Annotated in this window: 19 protein-coding genes; 6 read left to right on the top strand and 13 right to left on the bottom strand. The window is 73.4% G+C overall.

Features of this window, described 5'->3' with window-relative positions; translation table 11 throughout:
- Positions 1-17: 17 nt before the first annotated feature.
- Both L1857_RS07070 and L1857_RS07065 read right to left on the bottom strand, forming a co-directional pair.
- Positions 18-1,307, bottom strand: a complete 1,290-nt coding sequence (locus L1857_RS07070) for an ATP-binding protein (protein WP_094006925.1) — start codon at positions 1,305-1,307, stop codon at positions 18-20.
- The gene (locus L1857_RS07065; protein WP_026153804.1) at positions 1,307-1,999 is read right to left on the bottom strand and encodes a response regulator transcription factor; all 693 of its coding nucleotides are present in this window, start codon (positions 1,997-1,999) and stop codon (positions 1,307-1,309) included. Before L1857_RS07065 ends, L1857_RS07070 begins: the two co-directional genes overlap by 1 nt.
- Positions 2,000-2,046: 47 nt before the next feature.
- Between L1857_RS07065 and hisN the strand changes: the two genes are divergently transcribed.
- The gene (hisN, locus tag L1857_RS07060) at positions 2,047-2,829 is read left to right on the top strand and encodes a histidinol-phosphatase (RefSeq protein ID WP_249464674.1); all 783 of its coding nucleotides are present in this window, start codon (positions 2,047-2,049) and stop codon (positions 2,827-2,829) included.
- A gap of 1 nt (position 2,830) precedes the next feature.
- Here the strand turns inward: hisN and L1857_RS07055 are convergent, their stop codons facing one another.
- The 7 genes from L1857_RS07055 to L1857_RS07025 all read right to left on the bottom strand — a co-directional run bounded on the left by L1857_RS07055 (position 2,831) and on the right by L1857_RS07025 (position 7,978).
- Complete coding sequence (locus tag L1857_RS07055) at positions 2,831-3,358, bottom strand: DinB family protein (RefSeq protein WP_116110954.1); 528 nt, start codon at positions 3,356-3,358, stop codon at positions 2,831-2,833.
- Positions 3,359-3,426: 68 nt separating this feature from the next.
- Positions 3,427-3,705: a hypothetical protein gene (locus tag L1857_RS07050; protein WP_017986852.1), complete on the bottom strand. Its 279-nt coding sequence runs from the start codon at positions 3,703-3,705 to the stop codon at positions 3,427-3,429.
- Positions 3,702-5,528, bottom strand: coding sequence for a TNT domain-containing protein (locus L1857_RS07045; protein WP_249464672.1), 1,827 nt, complete (start codon positions 5,526-5,528; stop codon positions 3,702-3,704). The genes L1857_RS07050 and L1857_RS07045 overlap by 4 nt, the downstream gene beginning before the upstream one ends.
- A gap of 3 nt (positions 5,529-5,531) precedes the next feature.
- Complete coding sequence (locus L1857_RS07040; protein ID WP_094006929.1) at positions 5,532-5,852, bottom strand: hypothetical protein; 321 nt, start codon at positions 5,850-5,852, stop codon at positions 5,532-5,534.
- Complete coding sequence (locus tag L1857_RS07035) at positions 5,849-6,274, bottom strand: YbaB/EbfC family nucleoid-associated protein (RefSeq protein WP_094006930.1); 426 nt, start codon at positions 6,272-6,274, stop codon at positions 5,849-5,851. Before L1857_RS07035 ends, L1857_RS07040 begins: the two co-directional genes overlap by 4 nt.
- A gap of 313 nt (positions 6,275-6,587) precedes the next feature.
- Positions 6,588-7,133, bottom strand: a complete 546-nt coding sequence (locus L1857_RS07030; protein WP_116110956.1) for a PH domain-containing protein — start codon at positions 7,131-7,133, stop codon at positions 6,588-6,590.
- Positions 7,134-7,156: 23 nt separating this feature from the next.
- The gene (locus L1857_RS07025; RefSeq protein ID WP_094006932.1) at positions 7,157-7,978 is read right to left on the bottom strand and encodes a biotin--[acetyl-CoA-carboxylase] ligase; all 822 of its coding nucleotides are present in this window, start codon (positions 7,976-7,978) and stop codon (positions 7,157-7,159) included.
- A gap of 98 nt (positions 7,979-8,076) precedes the next feature.
- Here L1857_RS07025 and L1857_RS07020 point away from each other — a divergent pair, with 98 nt between their 5' ends.
- Entirely contained in the window at positions 8,077-9,204 is a 1,128-nt protein-coding gene (locus L1857_RS07020; protein ID WP_094006933.1) for a C40 family peptidase, read from the top strand.
- A 257-nt stretch (positions 9,205-9,461) separates the two neighbouring features.
- Here L1857_RS07020 and L1857_RS07015 read toward each other — a convergent pair whose 3' ends face one another.
- Positions 9,462-10,448, bottom strand: a complete 987-nt coding sequence (locus tag L1857_RS07015; RefSeq protein ID WP_094006942.1) for an RNA polymerase subunit sigma-70 — start codon at positions 10,446-10,448, stop codon at positions 9,462-9,464.
- Between the two features lie 269 nt (positions 10,449-10,717).
- Between L1857_RS07015 and rox the strand changes: the two genes are divergently transcribed.
- Positions 10,718-12,160 (top strand): rifampin monooxygenase, encoded by a 1,443-nt coding sequence (gene rox / locus L1857_RS07010; RefSeq protein ID WP_094006934.1) that lies wholly within the window; start codon positions 10,718-10,720, stop codon positions 12,158-12,160.
- Here the strand turns inward: rox and L1857_RS07005 are convergent.
- Complete coding sequence (locus tag L1857_RS07005; protein WP_094006935.1) at positions 12,118-13,002, bottom strand: NAD(P)-dependent oxidoreductase; 885 nt, start codon at positions 13,000-13,002, stop codon at positions 12,118-12,120. The genes rox and L1857_RS07005 overlap by 43 nt on opposite strands.
- A gap of 117 nt (positions 13,003-13,119) precedes the next feature.
- Here L1857_RS07005 and L1857_RS07000 point away from each other — a divergent pair, with 117 nt between their 5' ends.
- Positions 13,120-13,563: a VOC family protein gene (locus L1857_RS07000; RefSeq protein ID WP_094006936.1), complete on the top strand. Its 444-nt coding sequence runs from the start codon at positions 13,120-13,122 to the stop codon at positions 13,561-13,563.
- A gap of 356 nt (positions 13,564-13,919) precedes the next feature.
- Here the strand turns inward: L1857_RS07000 and L1857_RS06995 are convergent, their stop codons facing one another.
- Positions 13,920-17,468 (bottom strand): ATP-binding protein, encoded by a 3,549-nt coding sequence (locus L1857_RS06995; protein WP_249464670.1) that lies wholly within the window; start codon positions 17,466-17,468, stop codon positions 13,920-13,922.
- 67 nt (positions 17,469-17,535) lie between these two features.
- On the opposite strand from L1857_RS06995, the gene L1857_RS06990 reads away from it, so the two are divergent.
- Positions 17,536-18,405, top strand: a complete 870-nt coding sequence (locus L1857_RS06990; protein WP_094008903.1) for an alpha/beta fold hydrolase — start codon at positions 17,536-17,538, stop codon at positions 18,403-18,405.
- A gap of 12 nt (positions 18,406-18,417) precedes the next feature.
- On the opposite strand, the gene L1857_RS06985 is transcribed toward L1857_RS06990, so the two are convergent.
- On the bottom strand, positions 18,418-19,749 hold the full coding sequence (locus L1857_RS06985; protein ID WP_116110959.1) for an MFS transporter: 1,332 nt from the start codon (positions 19,747-19,749) through the stop codon (positions 18,418-18,420).
- Between the two features lie 83 nt (positions 19,750-19,832).
- Here L1857_RS06985 and L1857_RS06980 point away from each other — a divergent pair, with 83 nt between their 5' ends.
- A complete protein-coding gene (locus tag L1857_RS06980) occupies positions 19,833-20,348 on the top strand; it encodes a winged helix-turn-helix transcriptional regulator (RefSeq protein ID WP_094008891.1) in 516 nt (171 codons plus the stop codon).
- Positions 20,349-20,388: the final 40 nt, after the last annotated feature.

Below are 20,388 nucleotides of genomic sequence, written 5' to 3'. Positions count from 1 at the left end.
TCCACCCGGCCGGCCGCTCAGCGCGGCACGCGCTCCGCCGGCCAGCGCACCTCCGGCACATCCCCCGGATTCGGCACCCGCAGGAACAGGCTGAACACCGCCGGCCGACGGCTCGACAACTCCAGCCGCCCGCCGTCCGCCTCGGCCAGGGCTCGCGCCAGCGCCAACCCGACCCCGGTCGATCCGCCGCCGGAGAAGCCCCGCTCGAAGATGTGCGGCGCCAGGTCGTCCGGGATGCCCGAACCGGTGTCGCTCACCTCGACCACCACCGTGCCCTCGGTCTCGCCCCGGCGCGCGGCCAGCGTGACCGTCCCCGCCCCGTGCCGCAGCGCGTTGTCCAGCAGCACGCCGACCACCTCGCGCAGCCGGCCCGGCGTCGCCCGCGCCATCAGGCCCTCGCCGATCTTCAGCCGCAGGTTGCGGCCCTCCGCGCGCAGCAACTGCCGCCACTCCTGCGACACCTCGGGCAGCTCCGCGGCCAGCTCCAGCGCCTCCGTGTCGACCTCGCTCGCCGCCCGCGCCGCCGCCAGCAGCTCCTCCAGCGCCTCCGACAACCGGTCCGCCTGCTCCTGCGCCGCCCGCGCCTCCTCCGCCGTGTCCGGGTCGTCGGCGACCGTCAGCGACTCCAGCCGCAGCTGCAGCGCGGTCAGCCGGCTCCGCAGCTGGTGCGACACGTCCCCGACCAGCTGCCGCTCCCGCTGCACCAGCTGCGCCAGCGCGGTGCCCGACGTGTCCAGCGCCTCGGCCACCATGTCCAGCTCACCGATGCCGTACCGGCTCGTGTCCGGCCGGAAGTCCCCGCCACCGAGCCGCGCCGCCCGCTCGGCCACGTGCCGCAGCGGTTTCGCCAGTCGCCGGGCCGTCACGGTCGCCACCACCGTCCCGATCGTCACCGAGAACACCACCAGCAGCAGCACGGCCAGCGTCACCGTGGTCTGCCGCGACCGCAGCGGCCCGGACGGGATCGACAGCTCCAGGTGCCCCTGCCGCGCCAGCTGGACCGTCGCGGTCACCGGATCCGCCCCCGGATCGGCGCCCTCGGTCATCCGCTCCTGCCCCGGCACCTCGACGACCAGCTTCCCGCCCTGCGGGATGGCCACCGACACCTGCGTGAGGTCGTTCTGGTCGAGCGCCCCGTCGGCCAGCTCGGTGTCCAGCGTCGCGGCGATCTGCGCGGCGCGGCCGGCGAGGTCCTCGTTGTAGATGCTGTCGACGAGCTTCCACGCGGTGACGCCGAGCGGGATGCCCAGCGCCGCCGCGGTGACCGCGACCGCCAGCAGGATGGCGAGCAGGATCCGGCGGCGCACTAGTCTGCGTTGAACCGGAAGCCGACGCCGCGGACCGTCGCGATGCGCCGCTCACCGTCGCCGTGGTGGATCACCGACCCCTTGCCGTCGCTGGTCACCGACAGCTTCCGGCGCAGCCACGACATGTGCATGTCGAGTGTCTTCGAGGTCTTGGACTCCAGGTCGTTCCACACCTCGGCGAGGATCTCGTCGCGGCTGACGACCTGCCCGGCGTGGCTCATCAGCACCCGCAGCAGCTCGAACTCCTTGTTCGCCAGCTGCACCTCGCGGCCGTCCACCAGCACCATCCGCGCGCCCAGGTCCATCCGCACGCCACCGGCCTCGAGCACCTCGGGCGCCCGCCGGCGCAGCAGGGCGCGGATGCGGGCCAGCAGCTCGGCCAGCCGGAACGGCTTGGCCACGTAGTCGTCGGCGCCGGCGTCGAGGCCGACCACGAAGTCCACCTCGTCGGTGCGGGCGGTGAGCATCAGCACCGGCAGCTCGCTGCCGTTCGCGCGCAACCGGCGGCACACCTCGAGCCCGTCCATGCCGGGCAGGCCGAGGTCGAGCACGAGCAGGTCGACCCGCTTGGCCTGGGTGGTGTCGAGTACCGCGGGCCCGTCCCCGACCACCTCGACGTCGTAGCCCTCCCGTTCGAGCGCACGCGACAGGGGGTCCGCGATCGCCGGGTCGTCCTCGGCCAGCAACACCATGCTCACCTGGTCAACTCTACGACCGCGCCACGTGAAAACATCGTGGCGTGGCGAGCTACACGGACGATCTCATCCTGGCGGAGAAGCTCGCGGACGCGGCGGACTCGATCACCACGGCCCGGTTCCGCGCCCGCGACCTGAAGGTCAGCAGCAAGCCGGACCGCACCCCGGTCACCGACGCGGACACCGCGGTCGAGGACGCGGTGCGCGAGGTGCTCGCCGCCGAGCGCCCGGACGACAACGTGGCCGGCGAGGAGCGCGGCGGGACGGCGTGGGCGTCGGGCCGCGCGTGGGTGCTGGACCCGATCGACGGGACGAAGAACTTCCTGCGCGGCGGTCCGGTGTGGGCGACGCTGATCGCGCTGGTCGAGGACGGGCAGCCGGTGGTCGGTATGGTCAGCGCGCCGTTGCTCGGCCGCCGCTGGTGGGCCGCGGCGGGTGACGGCGCGTGGATGCGCGACTCGGCGGGCGAGCGCCGGATCTCGGTGTCGGCGGTGTCGTCGCTGTCGGACGCCTACCTGTCCACCACGGACCTGGGCTCGTGGACCGAGTACCACTCGCGCGAGGCCTACCTGGGACTGGTCGACGCGTGCTGGGAGACCCGCGCCTTCGGCGACTTCTGGCAGCACTGCCTGGTGGCGGAGGGCGCGATCGACCTGGCCGCCGAGCCGATCGTCAACCCGTGGGACGTCGCGCCGATGCAGATCCTGCTCACCGAGGCCGGCGGGCGGTTCTCGGATCTGACCGGCGTGGAGCGCTTCGACGGCGGCTCGGCGCTGTCGTCCAACGGGCACCTGCACGACGAGGCTCTCGGCCACCTGCGGCGGTAGCTCACCCGGCCCGCTGCCCGGTCACGTCCCAGAGGTGGTGCAGCGGGTCGTGGATGAAGTAGCGCGCGAAGGTGTCCGTCGTGAACTGGGCGCCGTCGCTGCGGGTGCCGGGGCGTTGCCACTGCTCGCCGGAGACCTGGGCGAACGCCTCGGCCAGCCGGGACGCCGCCGTGGTCAGCTCGTCCGCCACCACTCGCGGGTCCTGTGTCTCGTACCGGTCCTCGATCGCCGTCGCGTCCTGGTTCCAGTCCGGGAACAGCGGGCCGTCCTCCGTGAGGATCAACCGCAGCCGCTCCAGGTAGATCCGGCACACGTCCCGCACGTGGCAGCCGTACTCCAACGTGGACCACTTGTCCGGCGCGGGCCGCTCCCGCACGTCCGGCTCGGCCAGCGCCCGGCGCCACCCCTCGGCGTTCGCAAGCAGCAACGCGGGCACGTCCTCACGGGAGAACGTGCCGGCGTCGAAACCGCATTCCGGGCACGGCGTGCGCAGCACCCAGGTCCAGTCCTTGGTGTCGGGGGTGATCATGCGTCGAGCATCATCGCCGGAACCCGCGAGCACCAGTCCGGATCGCTTAACGGTGCCGTCAGCTCTCCTTAAGCCGGCGCGGGCAGCAGCCCCACGGCCCCGCGCGCGACCTGCGACCAGGCCAGCCTGCCGAACAGGTAGTGGCAGGCGACCTGCTCGTTGGTGAACCGGGCCCAGTCGTAGCGGTTGCCCTGCTCGCGCCAGAACACCTCCCACACCGGACCGCCCTCTTCGGACTCCTCGACCCGCAGCAGGCACCACGCGTTGTCGGCTTCCTTGCCGATCGAGATCACCTCGCCGGGCACCCCGATGGCCGCCAGCCACCGCACGATCGACTCGACGTTCACTGCGCAGCGCCCTCCTCGAACGTGATGTCCGCCAGATACCCCAGGGTGACCAGCTCGTCGGCCGAGTAGGTCGCGCGGTACCGCTCGCCGCCGCCGGGCTGCCCGAACCACGGCGCCGACACCGCCCGCCACACCGGCGTGTCCCGCAGCACGCGGTAGCGCCGGTAGCCGGCTGTCCGGGCCGACGGCGGCAGCGACCGCCGCGCGAACGGGGTGCCCGCCGGCGCGAAGACCCGGCCGCGTGGATCGCCGAAGCGGTCCAGAACCGCGCCCTCGGCCAGCACCTCCGGCTCGCCCTCCGCGGCGCCGCCCTCGGGGTACAGCTCGCCCGGCGGCCACGCGTATTCCGGCACCTCACGGCGCTTCCCGGCCAGGAACCGGCGATCCCAGTCGCGCTCGTGCAGGCCGCCCAGCGGGTCGTACCCGGCGAGCAGCTCCGCCGGGGGCGTCCCGGCCGGCGAGGGCAGACGGCCGTACCCGGCCTGGACCTTCGCCAGCGCGTCGTCGGTCCGGACCAGGTCCGAGCGCGGGTGGTCGTGCGGCGGGAACCGCAGCCCGGGCGCGTAGTCGACCTCGGACGGCGGCACGGGCAGCTGCCGCGCGGGCTTGTCGGTGGCGACGGGCAGGTGGCCGATCGGGAACATGTGCACCCGGAACAGCGCGACGATCGTCTCCCGCTCCTGCCGTGGCGTCCCCATCGGCGGCGGCTCCGGCGCGCGCGGCGGCGCCGGCTCGGCATACGGCGCGACATTCGGCTGACGCGGCCCGGGCGCGAACGGCGCGTGCCCCGCCGGCGGGGCGTAGCCGGCCGCGGGCGCGGCAGGCGCGTACGGCGCCGGGGCGTAACCGGCCGGCGCGTACCCGGCGGCGGGAGCGGCCGGAGCCGGTGCACCCGGCATTCCCGGCGCTCCCACCGGAGGCGGCGACGGCACGGCGGCCTCGGCGAACCCGGCGGCGACGGTGGCGTTGGGCAACCCGGTCGAGGGCGTCGGCACCTCGTCGAAGCCGCCCGCGTCCAGCAAGCCCTCGTACTGCGGCAGTGACGGCGGGGTCGGCGGGTCCGGGAGCTGGATCGGACCGGTGTCGGTGTCGGCGAAGGCCGGTTCGGGAACCACGGGCGGCACCACCGGCGGCGTCAGCACGGCCGAGGACACCACGGCCGGCGCGGCTGGCGGCGCCGTGCCCAGCACCGCGGGCGACGGCGTCACCACGGGCGCCACCAGTTCCGGCGCCAGACCGGTGACCACCCCGAGCAGCGCGCCCTGGCCGTCCGGGGTGCGGGCGCCCGGGTTCGGCTCGACGACCGGGGTGACCAGCGAGCCGACCGGCCCGGGCCCGAGCGTCGCGGCCAGGCCGTGGGTGACGACCGCCAGGTTCGCCGCCGTGCCACGCAGAATCGGCTCCACACCGAGGATCGCGGTCGGGTGGCCGTGCTCGGCGGCGGCGAGGGTCGCGTCCCGGTTCTTCGCGGCCTCGACGAGCTGCCGCACCAGTTCGACCTTCGCGGCGCCGACCTGCTCGGCCGCGGTCTCCAGCCGGTCGGCGGCTTCGGCGGCGCCGCGCGCGGCCGCGGTCAGGTGCCCGTTCTCCGGATCGACGAACGCCGACCACGCGTGCCCGGCCGCCTCGCCCGCGTCCCGGGACAGGGCGGCGACCGCGGCGCCCGCGTGTTCGTCGGCCTCCGCGGCGAGCGCGGTCAGTTCGCGGTGCGCGTCGCGCCAGGCGCCGGCCTGCTCGCGCAGCTTGTCCTCGTCCGCGTCCGGCCACTCCAGGCCGGTTTCCCCCGCCAGGCCGGCGAGTTCCCGCGGTAGCTCGATGCCCATGCGCTACCCCTGTGCCGTGTCGATGATCGCCCGCTCGGCGTCCTCTTCGGACCCGCGGTAGCGCCCGGCGGCCTCGCCGACGGTCCGTCCGAACGTCGTCAGCCGCCCGGACAGGCTCCGCAGCCGGTCCAGGGTCTCCTCGGCGCGCGAGACGTGCGACGCGGCGATCGCCTGCCCGACCGCGCCGTCGCCCCACGCCTGGCCCGCGCCGTCGAGCGTCCGCTCCAGCCGCTCCGCGATGGCCGCCGCGCGCACCGCGAGGCCGTCGAAGTCGCCTGCGGAGGCCGCGAGCCGGGCGGCGTCGGCCTCGAACCCGGCGCTCATCGGGTCATCCAGGTCTGGTCTTCGAGGCTCTCCTCGTCCGGCGCGGGACGGGGTTTCGCGGGCGCGATCTCGGTCGCGTCGAGGTCACCGGTGCCGAGCAGCAGCGCCTGCGGGTCCGTGCCGGACGGCAGCACCGGCGCCAGCACCTCACCGGCCCGCGCGAGCGCCCGCACGGTGGCCTCGGCGGTGACGCGCACGATCTGCTGCGCCAGCTCGTTCGGCCGGTACCGCCAGTACGCGCCGTCGGCGATGGTGAGAGAGGTCAGGGTGCCGCGCGGGCCGACGGTCGCGGTGATCAGCCCGTCGGCGTCGGTGGCCGAGGCCGTGACGGCGGCGAGCGCGCGCTGCGCGGAAGCGAGATCTTCGCGGCTGCGGCGGTAGTCGGCGAGCAGTTCCTCCACCTGCGCCCGATGCTCGGTCACGGCACCCCTCCTCGCGAGTACAGCAGTCGGCTCGGACTCGGACGCGCGCCACGGCGCTCCGGTTCCCCCTCGGCATCAGGTTGCCCCATCGAGCCGAAATACGCATGAGTGCCCGAACCGTGTCGCGGCGTGCGGTCAAATCGCAACCTGCCGCGGCGATCATCTCGATTCCGCCGTGGTGGGAATCGCCCGCGGCCCGCTTTCCCGTCGCCGAGGATTACCCAGCGGTGCCAACGGTTTCCCGGCTCGCTCGGACGGCGGTCAGTTACCCGCGGTCAGCTCCGCGAGCCGAAGATCGCTGGATCGGGTGAGATCAGGAGACGCCGCGGCCACGGGGTTGCGGTCCCTGCTCGCCCGGGAAGTCGTCGTACGGGTTGTCGTTGACCTGGCGGTAGATCATCGTGTGCACCCGTTCCACGCGCGGGATGTCCTCGAAGCGCAGCGGCTCGTCCGAAGCGGACTCGATCACCAGCGTTCCGCAGCCGAAGAGCCGGTCCACGATGCCGTGCTCGAACTGCACGCTGCTGATCCGGCCGAGCGGGATGTCGATGCCGGTGCGCTTGATCACGCCCTCGCGCACGATCAGCCGGTCGGTCGTGACGATGAAGTGGGTGGTGCGCCAGCGGATCAGCGGCACCAGGAAGGACCAGACGATCAGCACGACCGCGACCACGGCGATCGCGATGCGGGCCACGTCGTCCCACGGCGCGGGCGCGTCAGCGGCGAGCGTGACGAGCCAGATGCCCAGCCCCACCGTCACGAGAAAACCGATCACCGGCCAGATCAGCATCTTCGCGTGCGGATGGCTGTGCACTATGACCTGCTCGTTCTCGCTGAGCAGATCGTCGGGGTAGGCCACTGCGAACTCCTCTCGCGACCGCCTCACCGTACCGGGCGCAGGTGCACGACGTCTCCGGCGAACACGGTGTGCCGCTTCCCGTCCTGACCGGCCACTTCGAGCTGGCCGGCGGCGTCGACGTCCTCGGCCGTGCCGGTGATCGCGTGGTCGCCCGGCAGCAGCACCCGGACCTCCTGGCCGATCGTCTCGCAGCGGTCCCGGTAGTCCGCCAGCAGACCGGCCTTCGCGAGGTCGCCGCGCGCGGCGCGCCAGCGGTCCTCGCGGTCGGCGAGCGCGGCCAGCAGCAGCGCGGCGATGTCGGTGCGGTCGGTGGTGCGGGCGCCGTTCTCGGCCAGGGAGGTGGGCAGCAGCCCGCCCGCGCCCGGCTCGACACCCGGGCCCAGCGGCCGGACGTTGAGCCCGATCCCGAGCACGACGGCCAGCTCGTCCCCGGCGACGGCCTCGGACAGGATGCCCGCGCACTTGCCCCGGGCCGGGCCGGCGAGCACGTCGTTGGGCCACTTGAGGACCGCGTCGACGCCCAGCTCCGCGGTCAGGTCGGTCACCGCGAGCCCGGCCACGATCGCCAGTGAGCCGAGGGCGCTGAACGGCACCTCCACGGGACGCAGCAGCACGCTCAGGTAGACGCCACTGCCCTTCGGGGACGCCCACAGCCGCGCGCGCCTGCCGACGCCGGAGGTCTGCTCCTCGGCGATCAGCACGGTCCGGTCCGCCGCGCCCTCGACACTGGCTTCACGCAGGTCGGCGTTGGTGGACCCGGTGCTGGGGACGACGTCCAGCGCGGCGTACGGACCCTGCGGGGCGAGCAGTTCGGCGCGCAGCCGCCCGGCGTTGATCGCGTTCATGGGGCAGCCTATTCGTCTTCCGTCACGCAAGAGGGGGTCCGGTCGTTGGATCACTGTGTCCGGCCCGGCCGTTGTCTTTTAGTGTTGGCGAGGTGACCATGCGTTTCCGATCCTGGGGGCGGGCCGCCGCCGGGCGTGCCCTGATCGCGCTGATCCTCGTCGCCGCCGTGGCCACCTGCGGGTGGCTGCTCGTCGAGCCGCCGCGGGAGCAGGTGGCGGCCGCCGCCGACGTGCTGCCGCCGGAGCCGCCCGCGGGCGGTGCGGCGCTCGCGTCCGCGCCGACCGTGCTGGAACCGAACGCGCCGGTGCAGGCGCAGGCGCCGCGGGAACAGGGCCAAAGCGAGCTGGAGAAGTGGGCGGCCGGGCTGAGCGGGCCGCTCGACATCCCGGAGCGCGCGCTGATCGGGTACGCCACGGGTGAGCTGACGCTGCGCGAGGAGGACCCGGGCTGCCACCTGTCGTGGGTGACGCTCGCCGGCATCGGCAAGGCCAGCTCGAACCACGGCCGGTTCGGCGGCGGGTCGCTGGACGCGAACGGCACGCTGACGAAGGCGCTGGGCGCGGTGCCGCTGACCGGCGCCGCGGGCGAGGCCGCCACCGAGCCGCGTGGCGGCCCGATGCAGCTGACGCAGGCGGAGTGGCAGCGCGCCGGTGCGCGGGGCGACATCCAGGACATCGACGACGCGTCCGTCGCCGCGGGCCGCACCCTGTGCGCGGGCAACACCGACCTGCAGGCCGGCCAGGGCTGGTGGAAGGCGATCGAGTCCTACCGCGACTCGGACCTGTTCCGGCAGCAGGCGCTCGGCAACGCGCAGCTGTACGCGCAGCTCTCGCTGGAGCCGGCGTCGGCGTCCGCGCCGTCGGTGCGGGCCACCCGGTTCGCCCTCGACCAGCTGGGGTTGCCCTACGTGTGGGGCGGCAACGGCCCGGAGGCGGGCGCGGCCGGGTTCGACTGCTCGGGCCTGACGAAGGCGGCCTACGACGCGGCCGGGGTGAGCCTGCTGCGCACCGCGGACATGCAGTTCCGGTCCGTCCAGGCGGTCACCGAGCCGCGGTTGGGCGACCTGGTGTTCTACGGCAACCCGGCGACGCGCATCCACCACGTGGGCCTCTACCTGGGCAACGGACTGATGATCAACGCGCCGACGCAGGGCATGGCCATCCAGATCGCGACGTACCGCACCCGCACGGACGACTACGCGGGAGCCGGCCGCCCGGCGAGTTAGCCTCTGTTGCTTCCTCGGGGTTCGTCGAGCGTCCGGGGCGCCACAGCGAGTCCCGCGATGAGGACGACGCCGAGCCCGGTCACGACGATGGACCTCGCCAGGCATCGTGAGGCGAACAGGCCGGGCGGGATCAGCGGGTTCGCGGCGCGGCGCTCACGAACGGAGGTCTTCGCCGAGCTGACGGCCGACTGGTCCCCCATCGACAACCAACGAGCCGAGGCACTGGGGCGAGGTCGCGCGAAGCCTGACGCCGTTCTTCACAGTGTCGGGGGCAGGTCCAGCCACGGTTGGCCGGTGGCGTCGAAGCCGGTCAGCTCGGCGATCTTCCCGTCGACGACGTGCAGGACCGCGATGGCGAACAGCCGGTGCTCCGGGTCGCCGGGGGCGCGGAGGTACAGCGCGGCGGCAGGCATGCGGTTGACCGTCGTGGGGACACCGCGCCAGTCGTCGTGGCCGGGTTGGAAGAGCCCACCGGAGACCCAGCCGTCCACCGCGTCCTTGGCCGTCGTGGTCACGGTGCCCGAATCGGGCAGCATCGCGAAGCGCAGGTCGTCGCGCAGCAGGGACGACAGGCCGCCGAGGTCGTTGCGCTCATGGGCGTCGATGTAGGACCGCACCACGCTGCGCTCGTCGTCCGACAGCTCGTGGGTGGCGGGGCTGCGCCAGTCGAGGCGGCGGCCGGGCAGCTGCTCGCGCATCGTCACGCGCGCCCGCTGCAGCGCGCTGGTCACCGATGCGACGGTCAGCTCGAGGGCCTCGGCGGCCTTCGACGCCGGCCAGCCGAGCACGTCGCGCAGGATGAACACCGCCCGCTGCCGCGGCGGCAGGTGCTGGACGGCGACGATGAACGCCAGCTCGATGGTCTCCCGCGCCACCACCGATTCCTGCGGGTCCTCGGGGAGCATCCGGTCGGGGTAGGGCTGGAGGTACCGCAACTCGGAGGCGAGCTCGGACGGTACGGGTGTGCGGTCGTTGCGCTTGTCCAGGAAGTCGAGGCAGGCGTTCGTCGCGATCCGGTACAGCCAGGTCCGCAGGGCCGCGTGACCCTTGAACGACTCCCGCTTGTGCCACGCTCGCAGGAACGTCTCCTGCGTCAGGTCCTGGGCGTCGGCGTAGTTCGCGAGCATCCGGTAGCAGTGCACCTGCAGCTCACGGCGGTAGCGCTCGGTGAGAGCCGCGAACCGCGCCGTGTCACCGGAGCGAACCGCCGCGATGTCGTCACCCAGCGATCTGTCGTCGGTCATGGTCATCGATCCTTCCACCGGTGCGGGGGCTACCAGAACTGACGACGCGGCGGAGGAATTCTCATCGGTGGTTCTCACGCTGTGATCAATTGGGTGGACGGGGTGACGCGCGGCTTGTAGCTTGTAGTCGACCGTGACACCGCCAGAGGAGGTGAGCCCCATGACCGCAGTACCGAAGTGGGTGCTCCCCCATCCCGTCACGGCCGGGCGATCGACGTAGGTGTCGCCGGGAGCGCCTCGACATCAAGGCACTCCCGAAAGGCACCGTCATGGATTCTCCACGTTTCGATGTGATCATCGCCGGCTGCGGGCCGACCGGCGCCATGCTGGCCGCCGAGCTCCGGCTGCACGGCGTGCGAGTACTCGTTCTGGAACAGGAAACCGAGCCCAAGTCGTTCATCCGCATCGTCGGTCTGCACATCCGCAGTATCGAGCTGATGGCCATGCGCGGACTGCTGGATCGCGTCCTCCCGCACGGCAGGAAGCGTCCGGCGGGCGGATTCTTCGCCGCCATCGGCAAACCCGCGCCCACCGGTCTGGATTCCGCGCACGCCTATCTGCTGGGAATACCGCAGCCGGTCATCGAAGACCTGCTTGCAGAACACGCCGCCGGGCTCGGCGCGCAGATCCGGCGCGGTTGTCCGGTGACCGGGTTCGAGCAGGACGACGAGGGTGTGACGGTCACGCTGTCCACTGGGGAACAGGTGCGATCGCGTTATCTCGTCGGTTGCGACGGCGCACGCAGCACGGTGCGCAAACTGCTCGGCGTCGGCTTTCCCGGCGACCCCTCGCGGACCGAAACACTGATGGGTGAAATGGAAGTGGGTGTGCCGCCGGAGGAGATCGCCGCCAGGGTCGCCGAAGTCCCGGAAACCCACCAACCGTTCTGGCTCAGGCCGTTCGGCGGAGGGATCTACAGCGTCGTCGTCCCCGCCGCTGAAGTCAGCGATCGCGCGCAACCGCCCACCCTCGAGGATTTCCAGCACCAGCTGCGCGCGGTTGCGGGCACCGATTTCGGCGTGCACTCCCCGCGCTGGTTGTCCCGTTTCGGGGACGCCACCCGGCTGGCCGAACGCTACCGGGTCGGGCGGGTGCTGCTCGCCGGCGACGCGGCGCACATCCACCCGCCCACCGGCGGGCAGGGCCTCAACCTGGGTGTCCAGGACGCGGTCAACCTCGGCTGGAAGCTGGCCGCGCAGGTCCGCGGCTGGGCGCCGGGCCCACTGCTGGACACCTACGAGCACGAACGCCGTCCGGTCGCCGCGGACGTGCTGGACAACACCCGCGCCCAGATGGAACTGCTGTCGCCCGAACCGGGGCCGCGGGCGGTGCGCAGGCTGCTCACCGAGTTGATGGACTTCGACGAGGTGAACCGCTACCTGATCGAGAAGATCACCGCGATCGATGTCCGCTACGACTTCGGCGAAGGCCCCGCCCTGCTCGGCCGCCGCCTGCGTGACGTCGACGTGCAGGGCGGGCGCCTCTACGACCTGCTGCACCGTGGCCGGGGCCTGCTGCTGGACCGCACCGGACGCCTGACCGTCGGCGGCTGGTCGGACCGGGTCGACCAGGTCGCGGATCCCACGGCGGCCCTGGACGTTCCGGGCGTCCTGCTACGGCCGGACGGGCACGTCGCCTGGATCGGCGACGATCAGCGCGACCTGGACGATCACCTCGCCCGCTGGTTCGGGGCGCCGGCCAGCAGCTCGTAGACGCCGGAGAAGCCCTCGCCGCCGTGACCGTCGGCGATCCGGCGCGCCATCAGCTCCCTGGTCTCCCGCATCCGGACGGCCTCCACGCCGACCGACTCGCGGTGGCCGATCAGGTCGTCCATCAGCGCGAACTGGACGTCGAGCGGCCCGAGGTCCGGCGGGTACTCGCGGCTCTCGACGGCCTTCGCGATCGAGGTGAGCAGGGGCTGATAGGCGGTCAGCGAGGCGGCGAAGCGGTCGGCGAACCCGGTGACGTCGGCGCCTTCGGACCGCACGAGCTTGAGCGTGTGCAGGAAGCCGAGGAGCACTTCGTAGCCCATGGCGACCTGGGCCAGGAATTCGACGGCCGCCGCGCCGGCGTCGTCACCGTGGTAGCTGACCGCGCCCAGCAGGTTCAGCGCGTCGCGGTGCGCTTCGAAGGCGGAGCCGCTGAACAGGAACCGCGCGTTCGGCGTGCCCACGTACGGCGGGTCGCCCATGATCTTGCCGTCGATGTACTGCGCGCCGTGCTCGTGCGCCCAGCGTTCATAGGCCCGCGCCTGGTCCGGGGAGCCGCTGGTGACGTTGACCAGGACCTTGCCCTGGGCCGTGTCCCCGAGGGTCGACAGCACCTCGTCGACCGCGGTGCCGTCGAGCAGGCACACCACGACGAGCTGGCTGGCTGCCACGGCTTCCGCCGCCGTCGGGGCGGTGGTGGCACCTGCCTCGACGAGCGGCGCGGCCTTGCTCGCGGTCCGGTTCCAGACCGTCGTGCGGTATCCGCGGTCGAGGAACACCCGGGCGATGGCCGAGCCCATCTCACCGAGGCCGAGGACTGTGATTTCACCGGTTGTCGTATTCATACGGTAAGTCTGAAAGCTCCAGTTTAGTGGAGGTAAAGGTCGATGAGAGTGCCATCTCGTGAAGCCGATCACCTGCCGGGGCCGAAACTGTCGTACTCCCCGGGCACACTGCCTGACATGACCGAGACGACCACACACCAGCACCACTCCTTCGACTACATCGAGCTGACGGTGACCGACGTCGGCGAGGCCAAGCGCTTCTACGGCGAGGCGTTCGGCTGGACGTTCAACGACTGCGGCCCGGAGTACGCCGGAATCCGCAACCCCCGGGACGGCACCGGACCGGAAGTGGGCGGCCTCCGCGCCGGGGACGCGGTGCGCCCGGAGGACCTCCCCGCCGACGACGCCGTGCCCCCGGGGAACCTTCGCGCCGGCGAGGCCGGACGCCCGGGCGGCCCGCTCGTGCTGCTGTACTCCGCCGACCTGGAGCAGTCGGTGTCAGCGGTGCAGCAGGCAGGCGGCCGGGTGGTGAACGGCCCGTACTCCTTCCCCGGCGGCCGGCGCTTCCACTTCACCGACCCAAGCGGAAACGAACTGGGCGTCTGGTCGGAAGGCGGGTGAGGTTCGCCCACCGCCCGCAATGACTGCCGCTCCCGGAACGCGTGCCGGGCGGCGGATGGTCAGCCGCTGAAGTCGCACGAGCCGACCAGAGAGGAGCAACTCACTGCCACACGACCCACGAATCATTTCGGCCGCCTGACGGCAAAACCGCCGAAGGCCACCGGCGTGGATCCACTCAGCTCCACATCGGAGCCGCGTCACCCACCCCCGCCAACCGACGCGAAACCGGACCCCACGCAAAGCCACCGCGGCACCCCGCCCAGCGGCCCGCGTCACCCACGCCGACCACACGCCGGTGCGATCTCGCGTCAGGCAGCGCCGCGCTGGGCACCCCCAGCTACACGCGCGACGCGCCCTCACTCCAGACACCACCGCGCTGGGCACCCCCGGCCACACACACGACGCGGCTCCGGGCACCCCCGGCCACCGCGACGACAGCTGACCTCGCGATGAGTGTGATCCCGCTTCAAGCGGCACTGCGCCGGGCACCACCAGCCACACGCGAGGCGTAGCTCCCGCGTCGAACGGCACCGTGGCGAGCACCGGCGGCCACATGCGGTGCGATCCTCCGTCCAAACCGCACCGCACATACGAGACGCGGCCCCCACTTCAGACAGCGCCGTGGCGGGCCAGCGCTTCGAGGTATCGGGCCACCGGGCCGAGTGTGAGCAGTCCGCTGCCCGCGCCGGCCAGTTCGCCCGCGGCGGGCAGCAGTTCGGCGTGCAGACGGGCCATCGTGGCGCGGTCGCCGCGGCGGATCGCGACCAGCGCGTGCAGGCAGGTGCGCGCCTCGAAGAGCAGGTCCCGCGGGAGGGCGGGATGTCCGAACCGTCGTCGGACACCACGGGTCGGCACCACGGCTCGTAGGCGCCGAAGTCGAGGTCGCCCCCGGCGGCGGCGCCGCGCTGGATGCGGTCGCTCAGCAGGGCGAAGCCGAGGATCCCACTGTCCACACCGGACATCCCGGTGCCGGCCAGCCGGGCCGCGGCGGCGCGGTACGCCGCTTCGGCGGGTTGTCCGGTGGCGGACGCCCGCATCGCCCAGTACCACTGTGTGAAGACGCCGACCAGCGGGATCTCGTGCTTCTCGCCGAGCCGGTCGGCCGCCTCCGCATGGCGGTCGGCGGCCGGGAAATCGGCGAGGGCCGAGTCGGCCTGCATCAGCACGAGGTGGCCGAGCACCTCGAACGTCACCAGCTCGTGGCGCTGCGCCAGCTCGACCAGCTCGCGCCCGATGCGGGCCCGCTCCGGCGCGAGCCCCGCCCGCTCGAACGACTGCATGAACCGGGCGTTCAGCGCGAACGCCAGCAGCGCGGGATCGTCCAGGCGCCGCGCGAGCGTCTCGGCCTCCCGCGCGGCCCGCGGTCCGCGCGCGCCGGCGGTGTTGCGTAGTTCGAGGGCGAGGGTGGCGAGCAGGCGCGCGCGAACCGCGTCCTCGCCCGGCGGCAACGCCTCCAGGGTCCGCTCGGTCACCGCGGCGATCCGCCGGGCCAGCGCCGGGTCATCGTTCGCGGTCCAGATCGCGGGCACGTCGAACGCGGTGAGCACGCGTGCGGTCAGCGCCGGGTCGCCGACGCGCTCGGCCAGCGTCAGCGCCTCGGCCCGGTGCTGCCGGGCCCGGTCCAGCCTCCCGGTCACGGCCAGCGCCCGCACCAGGCCCATGATCAGTTCGAGCCGCTCCGACACACCCGCCGCACCGGCGTGGTCGAGCGCGGCCTGCCACAACCGGGCGGCTTCGTGCGGGGCGAACCGGCGCTCGGCGTCCTCGGCCGCCGCCCGCGCGTACCGGACCGCCTCGGGTGCCTCGGCGAGCAGGAAGTGGTGCGCCAGCGCGGCGACATCGCCAGGCCGCAGGCGTTCGATCGTCTCGCCGATCCGCGCGTGCAGGCGCGCCCGGCGCGACTGGGACAGGTCCTGGTAGATCGTGTCGCGGACCAGCGCGTGCGCGAACCGGAACCGGCCGGCCCCGTGCTCGACGAGAAACCCACGCTCGGCGGCGAGTTCGAGCGCGTCGAGCACGTCCCCGGGCGGCAGATCACGGCGCAACGCACCCGGCCCGCGCCCGGCAGTGAGTTCCGAAGCGTCACGCGCCTCCCCGGGCGGCAGGTCACGACGAAACCCGCCCCGCCCGCGCCCGGCGGTGAGTTCCGAAGCCTCAGCCGCGTCACCGGGCGGAAGGCCCCGGCCCGGACCGCGCCCGGCAGAGAGTTCCGAAACGCCGCCCGCATCCCCGGGCGGCAGATCACGGCGCAACGCACCCGGCCCGCGCCCGGCAGTGAGTTCCGAAACGCCGCCCGCCTCCCCGGGCGGCAGGTCACGACGGAACCCGCCCGGCCCGCGCCCGGCCGTGGGCGCCGCAGCGTCCGCGGGTAGCAAATCGAGGTCGATCTCCGTTCCGATGACCGCGGCCTGCCGCAGCACCGCCTGCACCGCCGCCGGCAGTTGCGCCACCCGGTACCGGACCACGTCGCGCACGCCCGGGGGTACCGCCGACAGCGCGCCCCCGGTGTCGAGCACCCGCGCGAGTTCCCGCACGAAGAACGGGTTTCCACCGCTGCGCTCGTAGATGGTGCGCGCCGTCCCGGGGTCGACCTCCCGCCCCGTCGTGGCCCGCACCAGCGCGGGCACCTCCTCCGCCCGCAGCCCGCCGAGGTAGATCCGCACCGGCTCGGCGCGCGCGATCCTGCCCAGGAAACCAGCGAGGCCGGGCGCGACGTCCGTGCTGCGGTACGTGCCCACGATCAGCACCGGCCCGGGCAGCGGATCGGTGACCAACGCGGACAACAGGGCCAGGGTTTCCTCCCCCGCCCAGTGCAGATCGTCGAGGACCAGCAACAACTTCCCCCGCCGGGTGAGCTGCTCGCGCACCGCCCGGTGCCACTGGAACCGGTTCGGCTCGTCCGGCACGGAAATGCCGAGCGCGCCGAGGATCCGCGTCCACGGCCACGCCGCGGGCACGCCTTCGTGCTCCGGGTTGACGCCCCACGCGACGGTCCACCCGCGGGCCTCCATCGACGCGGTGAACGCCTCGGCGAGCGCGGTCTTGCCAGCGCCGGCCTCGCCGGAGATCAGGGCCAGCCGCGCCCGTCCGGCGGCCTCCGTGAGCCGCGCCAGTTCGGCATCCCGTCCGACCAGGCTGCTGGGCACGGCGGCGGTCAGCGCGGGCGTCTGGGCGAGGATGCCGGCCTCCAGCTCACGCAGCGCGGGACCGGGATCGACGCCCAGTTCGTCGGCGAGCACCTGCCGCGCCCGGCGCAACGCGGCGAGCGCGTCGCCCTGCCGGCCGGCCCGGTACAGCGCGAGCGCGAGGAGCCGCCACGCGTCCTCCCGCAACGGATGCGCGCCGGTGTGGGCCTCCAGGCCGGGCACGGCTTCGGCCGCGCGCCCGAGTCCCAGCAACGCTTCCGCCCGGCGTTCGAGGGCGAGCAGGTGCAGCTCGTCCAGCCGGGCGATCTCCGCGCGGGCCCAGCCCTGGTCGGCGAACTCGGCGTAGGCGGGACCGCGCCACCAGCCCAGCGCCTCGTCCACAACGGACAGTGCCGCCGCGGGTGCCAGATCCGCGGCCTTCGTGACCGCCTCCTCGAAGCGCCAGGCATCGACCTCCTCGGCGCGCAGGGCGTAGCCGGAGCCGGTGGTGACGAGGAGCCGCGCGGGGGCACGCGGCGGCCGGTCGGGTTCCAGCGCGCGGCGGAGCGCCGCGACGAACGTCTGGATGGCCCCGACCGCGCCGTCCGGCGGGTCGGCCCACAGGTCGTCGACGAGGCGGTCGACCGGGACCACCCGGCCGCGGGCGATCAGCAGGCGCGCGAGGACCGCCCGGTGCCGCGGTCCCTTGAGGTCGAGCTGACCGTGCTCGGTCTCGGCGACCAGCGGCCCGAGCACGGCGAACCGCACGGACGAGCCCATCACCGGGCACTGTAACCGCTCAGCGCGTGCTGATTCGTTGCTGATCCGGCCGGTGCACGCTCGGATCATGCAGATCACCGGATTCGACTACCAGCGGGTTTCCGTCGCCGAGGGCGTCTCACTGAACGTGGCGATCGGCGGCTCCGGCAGCCCGATCGTGCTGTTGCACGGGTTCCCGCAGACCCACCTGATGTGGCGGCACGTGGCCGCCGACCTCGCCGCCGACCACACCGTGATCGTGCCGGACCTGCGCGGCTACGGCGACAGCGACAAGCCCGCGGACACCGGCGAGACGTACTCGAAGCGCACGATGGCGGCCGACGTCGTGGCGGTGGCCCGGGCGTTCGGGCACCCGCGGTTCGCGCTGGCCGGGCACGACCGCGGCGCGCTGGTCGCGATCCGGGCCGGTCTGGACCACCCGGACGCGGTGACGCACCTGGCCTCGCTCGACGTGCTGCCGACGCTGGACATGTGGGACGTGATGCACGGCGCGAGCGCGGCGGTCGGGTTCCACCTGTACCTGATGGCGCAGCCGCCCGGGCTGGCGGAGAAGATGATCGGCGCGGTGCCCGACGAGTTCTTCGGCTACTTCCTGGACGCCTGGACGCAGAACCCGGACGCCATCCCCGCGGACGTGCGGGCCGAGTACCTGCGCGCGTCCCGCGAGGCGGTGACCTCGATCGTCGCCGACTACCGCGCCACCGCGACGATCGACATCACGCACGACACCGCCGACCGCGAGGCCGGCCGCCGCCTGGCGATGCCGGTGACCGTGCTGCAGCAGGACTGGGGCGCGGCGCTGGGCTTCGACGCCGAGGCGCTGTGGCGGGCCTGGGCACCGGACCTGGACCACCGCACGGTCACGTCCGGGCACTTCATGGCGGAGGAGGGGCCGGCCGAGGTGATCAAGGCGCTGCGCGACCTCCTGACCCGGTAGCGCGGCTGCGCCCTACGAACCCACCCGCGCCGGCGCTCGCTCCCGGCTCGCCGCGGTCATCAGGGCTCCCAGCAGGGCCAGCGTGCCGGTGATCGCCGCGGTGTAGTTCACCCCGGCGGTGCCGGGCGCGGCCGCCAGCACCACCGCGACCAGCGCGATGCCCAGCGCCGAACCGAGGTACCGGGCCGTGTTGTTCGCCCCGGTGCCCATCGCGGCGCGGTCGGCCGGCACCGTGCGCACCGACAGTCCCGCCAGGGCCGCGTTGCACAATCCCGTCCCGACGCCCGCGATCGCCAGGCCGGGCGCGAAATGCCACCACGACGACTGCGCGGTCAGCCCGAGCGTGGCCAGCTCCCCGGCCGCGCACAGCCCGAGTCCCAGCGCCGCCTGGCGGCGGTCGCCCAGCCACGCGGTCACCCGCCGCGCCTGGGCGGCCACCACGAACGACACCCCGGACCAGATCGACACCACCGCGGCCGCGGCCAGCGGGGTCAGCCCGAGCAGGCGGTGCAGCAGGCCGGGCAGGTACGTCATGAACGACACCACCGCGATCCCGCTGGTCAACGCCCCCGCCGTCGCCGCGCGGAAGGCCGGCGCACGCAACAACCGCAGGTCGATCATCGGCTCGGCGGACCGCAGTTCGACCACGACGAACACGGCCAGCAGCACCACCGCCGGCGCCGCCCAGGCCAGCACGGCGGCTCCCCACCCCGCGCGCGCCTCGGTCAGCGCGGCGACCAGCAACGCGATCCCCGGCCCCAGCGTCACCAGACCGGCGAAGTCCGTCGGGCGCGGGATCCCCCGCGACTCGGCCAGGCGCGCACCTCCGGCCGCCACCGCCACGCCGAGCACCGCGATCAGCCAGTAGACGGACCGCCAGCCCGCCGGAGCGGTCAGCAGCGCGGCCAGCACCGGCCCGACCGCGATCCCGCCGCCGAGCATGGCGCCCCACCACCCGGTCGCCCGCACCCGTTCCGCCCCGGCCGGGTAGGCGTGCGCGAGCAGTCCCAGGCTCGACACCAGCAGCGCCGCGCTCGCCACGCCCTGCACGATCCGCCCCAGCACGAACATCCAGGTCACTGGCGCGACGGCGCACAGCACGCTGCCCACCGCGAGCCCCGATCCGCCCAGCACGAACACGCGCCTGCGACCGAACGTGTCGGCGAAACCGCCGGCGATCAGCAGCGCCGCGGCCAGGCCGAGGCTGATGCTCCCGAGCATCCACGTCTGCCCGGCTGGCCCCGCGCCGAGCGCGCCCGCGATCTCGCCGAGCGTGGCCAGCGGCGCGGTGAAGTTCACCAGGACCAGGAACGCCGCCGCGCTGGCGATCACCAGAGTTGCCATCACCCCTCCGGTTCAGTGATTGAACTGAAACGGACCCTAGCAGGAGAAGTTCAATAACTGAACCAGGCGGTAAGCTGGGGCGCGTGGCACTCGGCAAGGACTACGCGACCCAGGACTGCTCACTGGCCAGGGCTCTCGAGGTCGTCGGCGAGCGGTGGACGCTGCTCGTCCTGCGGGACTGCTTCTACGGGGTCCGGCGGTTCGGCGACCTGTGCGCGCACCTCGACATCCCGCGCGCCGTTCTGACCGACCGGCTGAAATCCCTGGTCGCCGCGGGCCTGCTGGAACGGCGCCCGCGCCCGTCCGGCCACGACTACGTCCTCACCGGGCGCGGGATCGCCCTGTGGCCCGCGGTGTTCGCCCTGGCGCAGTGGGGGGAGCACGAGTTCGGGCCCCCGGCCGGGCCCCGGCGCGTCTTCAGCCACGCCGCCTGCGGCACTACCGTGACCGCGTCCGGGCTGTGCCCGCGCTGCCAGTCGGTGCCGGCCCCGGCCGACCTGGTGGTGAGCCTCGGCCCGGGCGCCAAACCCGACTACCGGGACGATCCGGTCAGCGTCGCCCTGCGTGAACCGCACCGGTTGCTCACCCCGCTGGGCTGATCTCGCTCTGGGCGAAATTCCTGGCCCGCGCGGCCGTTCT

The organism is Amycolatopsis thermalba, from assembly GCF_023376025.1.
Classification (GTDB): domain Bacteria; phylum Actinomycetota; class Actinomycetes; order Mycobacteriales; family Pseudonocardiaceae; genus Amycolatopsis_E; species Amycolatopsis_E thermalba.
The sequence above is the reverse complement of the archived record's forward strand: the minus strand, read 5'-3'. Positions and strand labels throughout refer to the sequence as shown.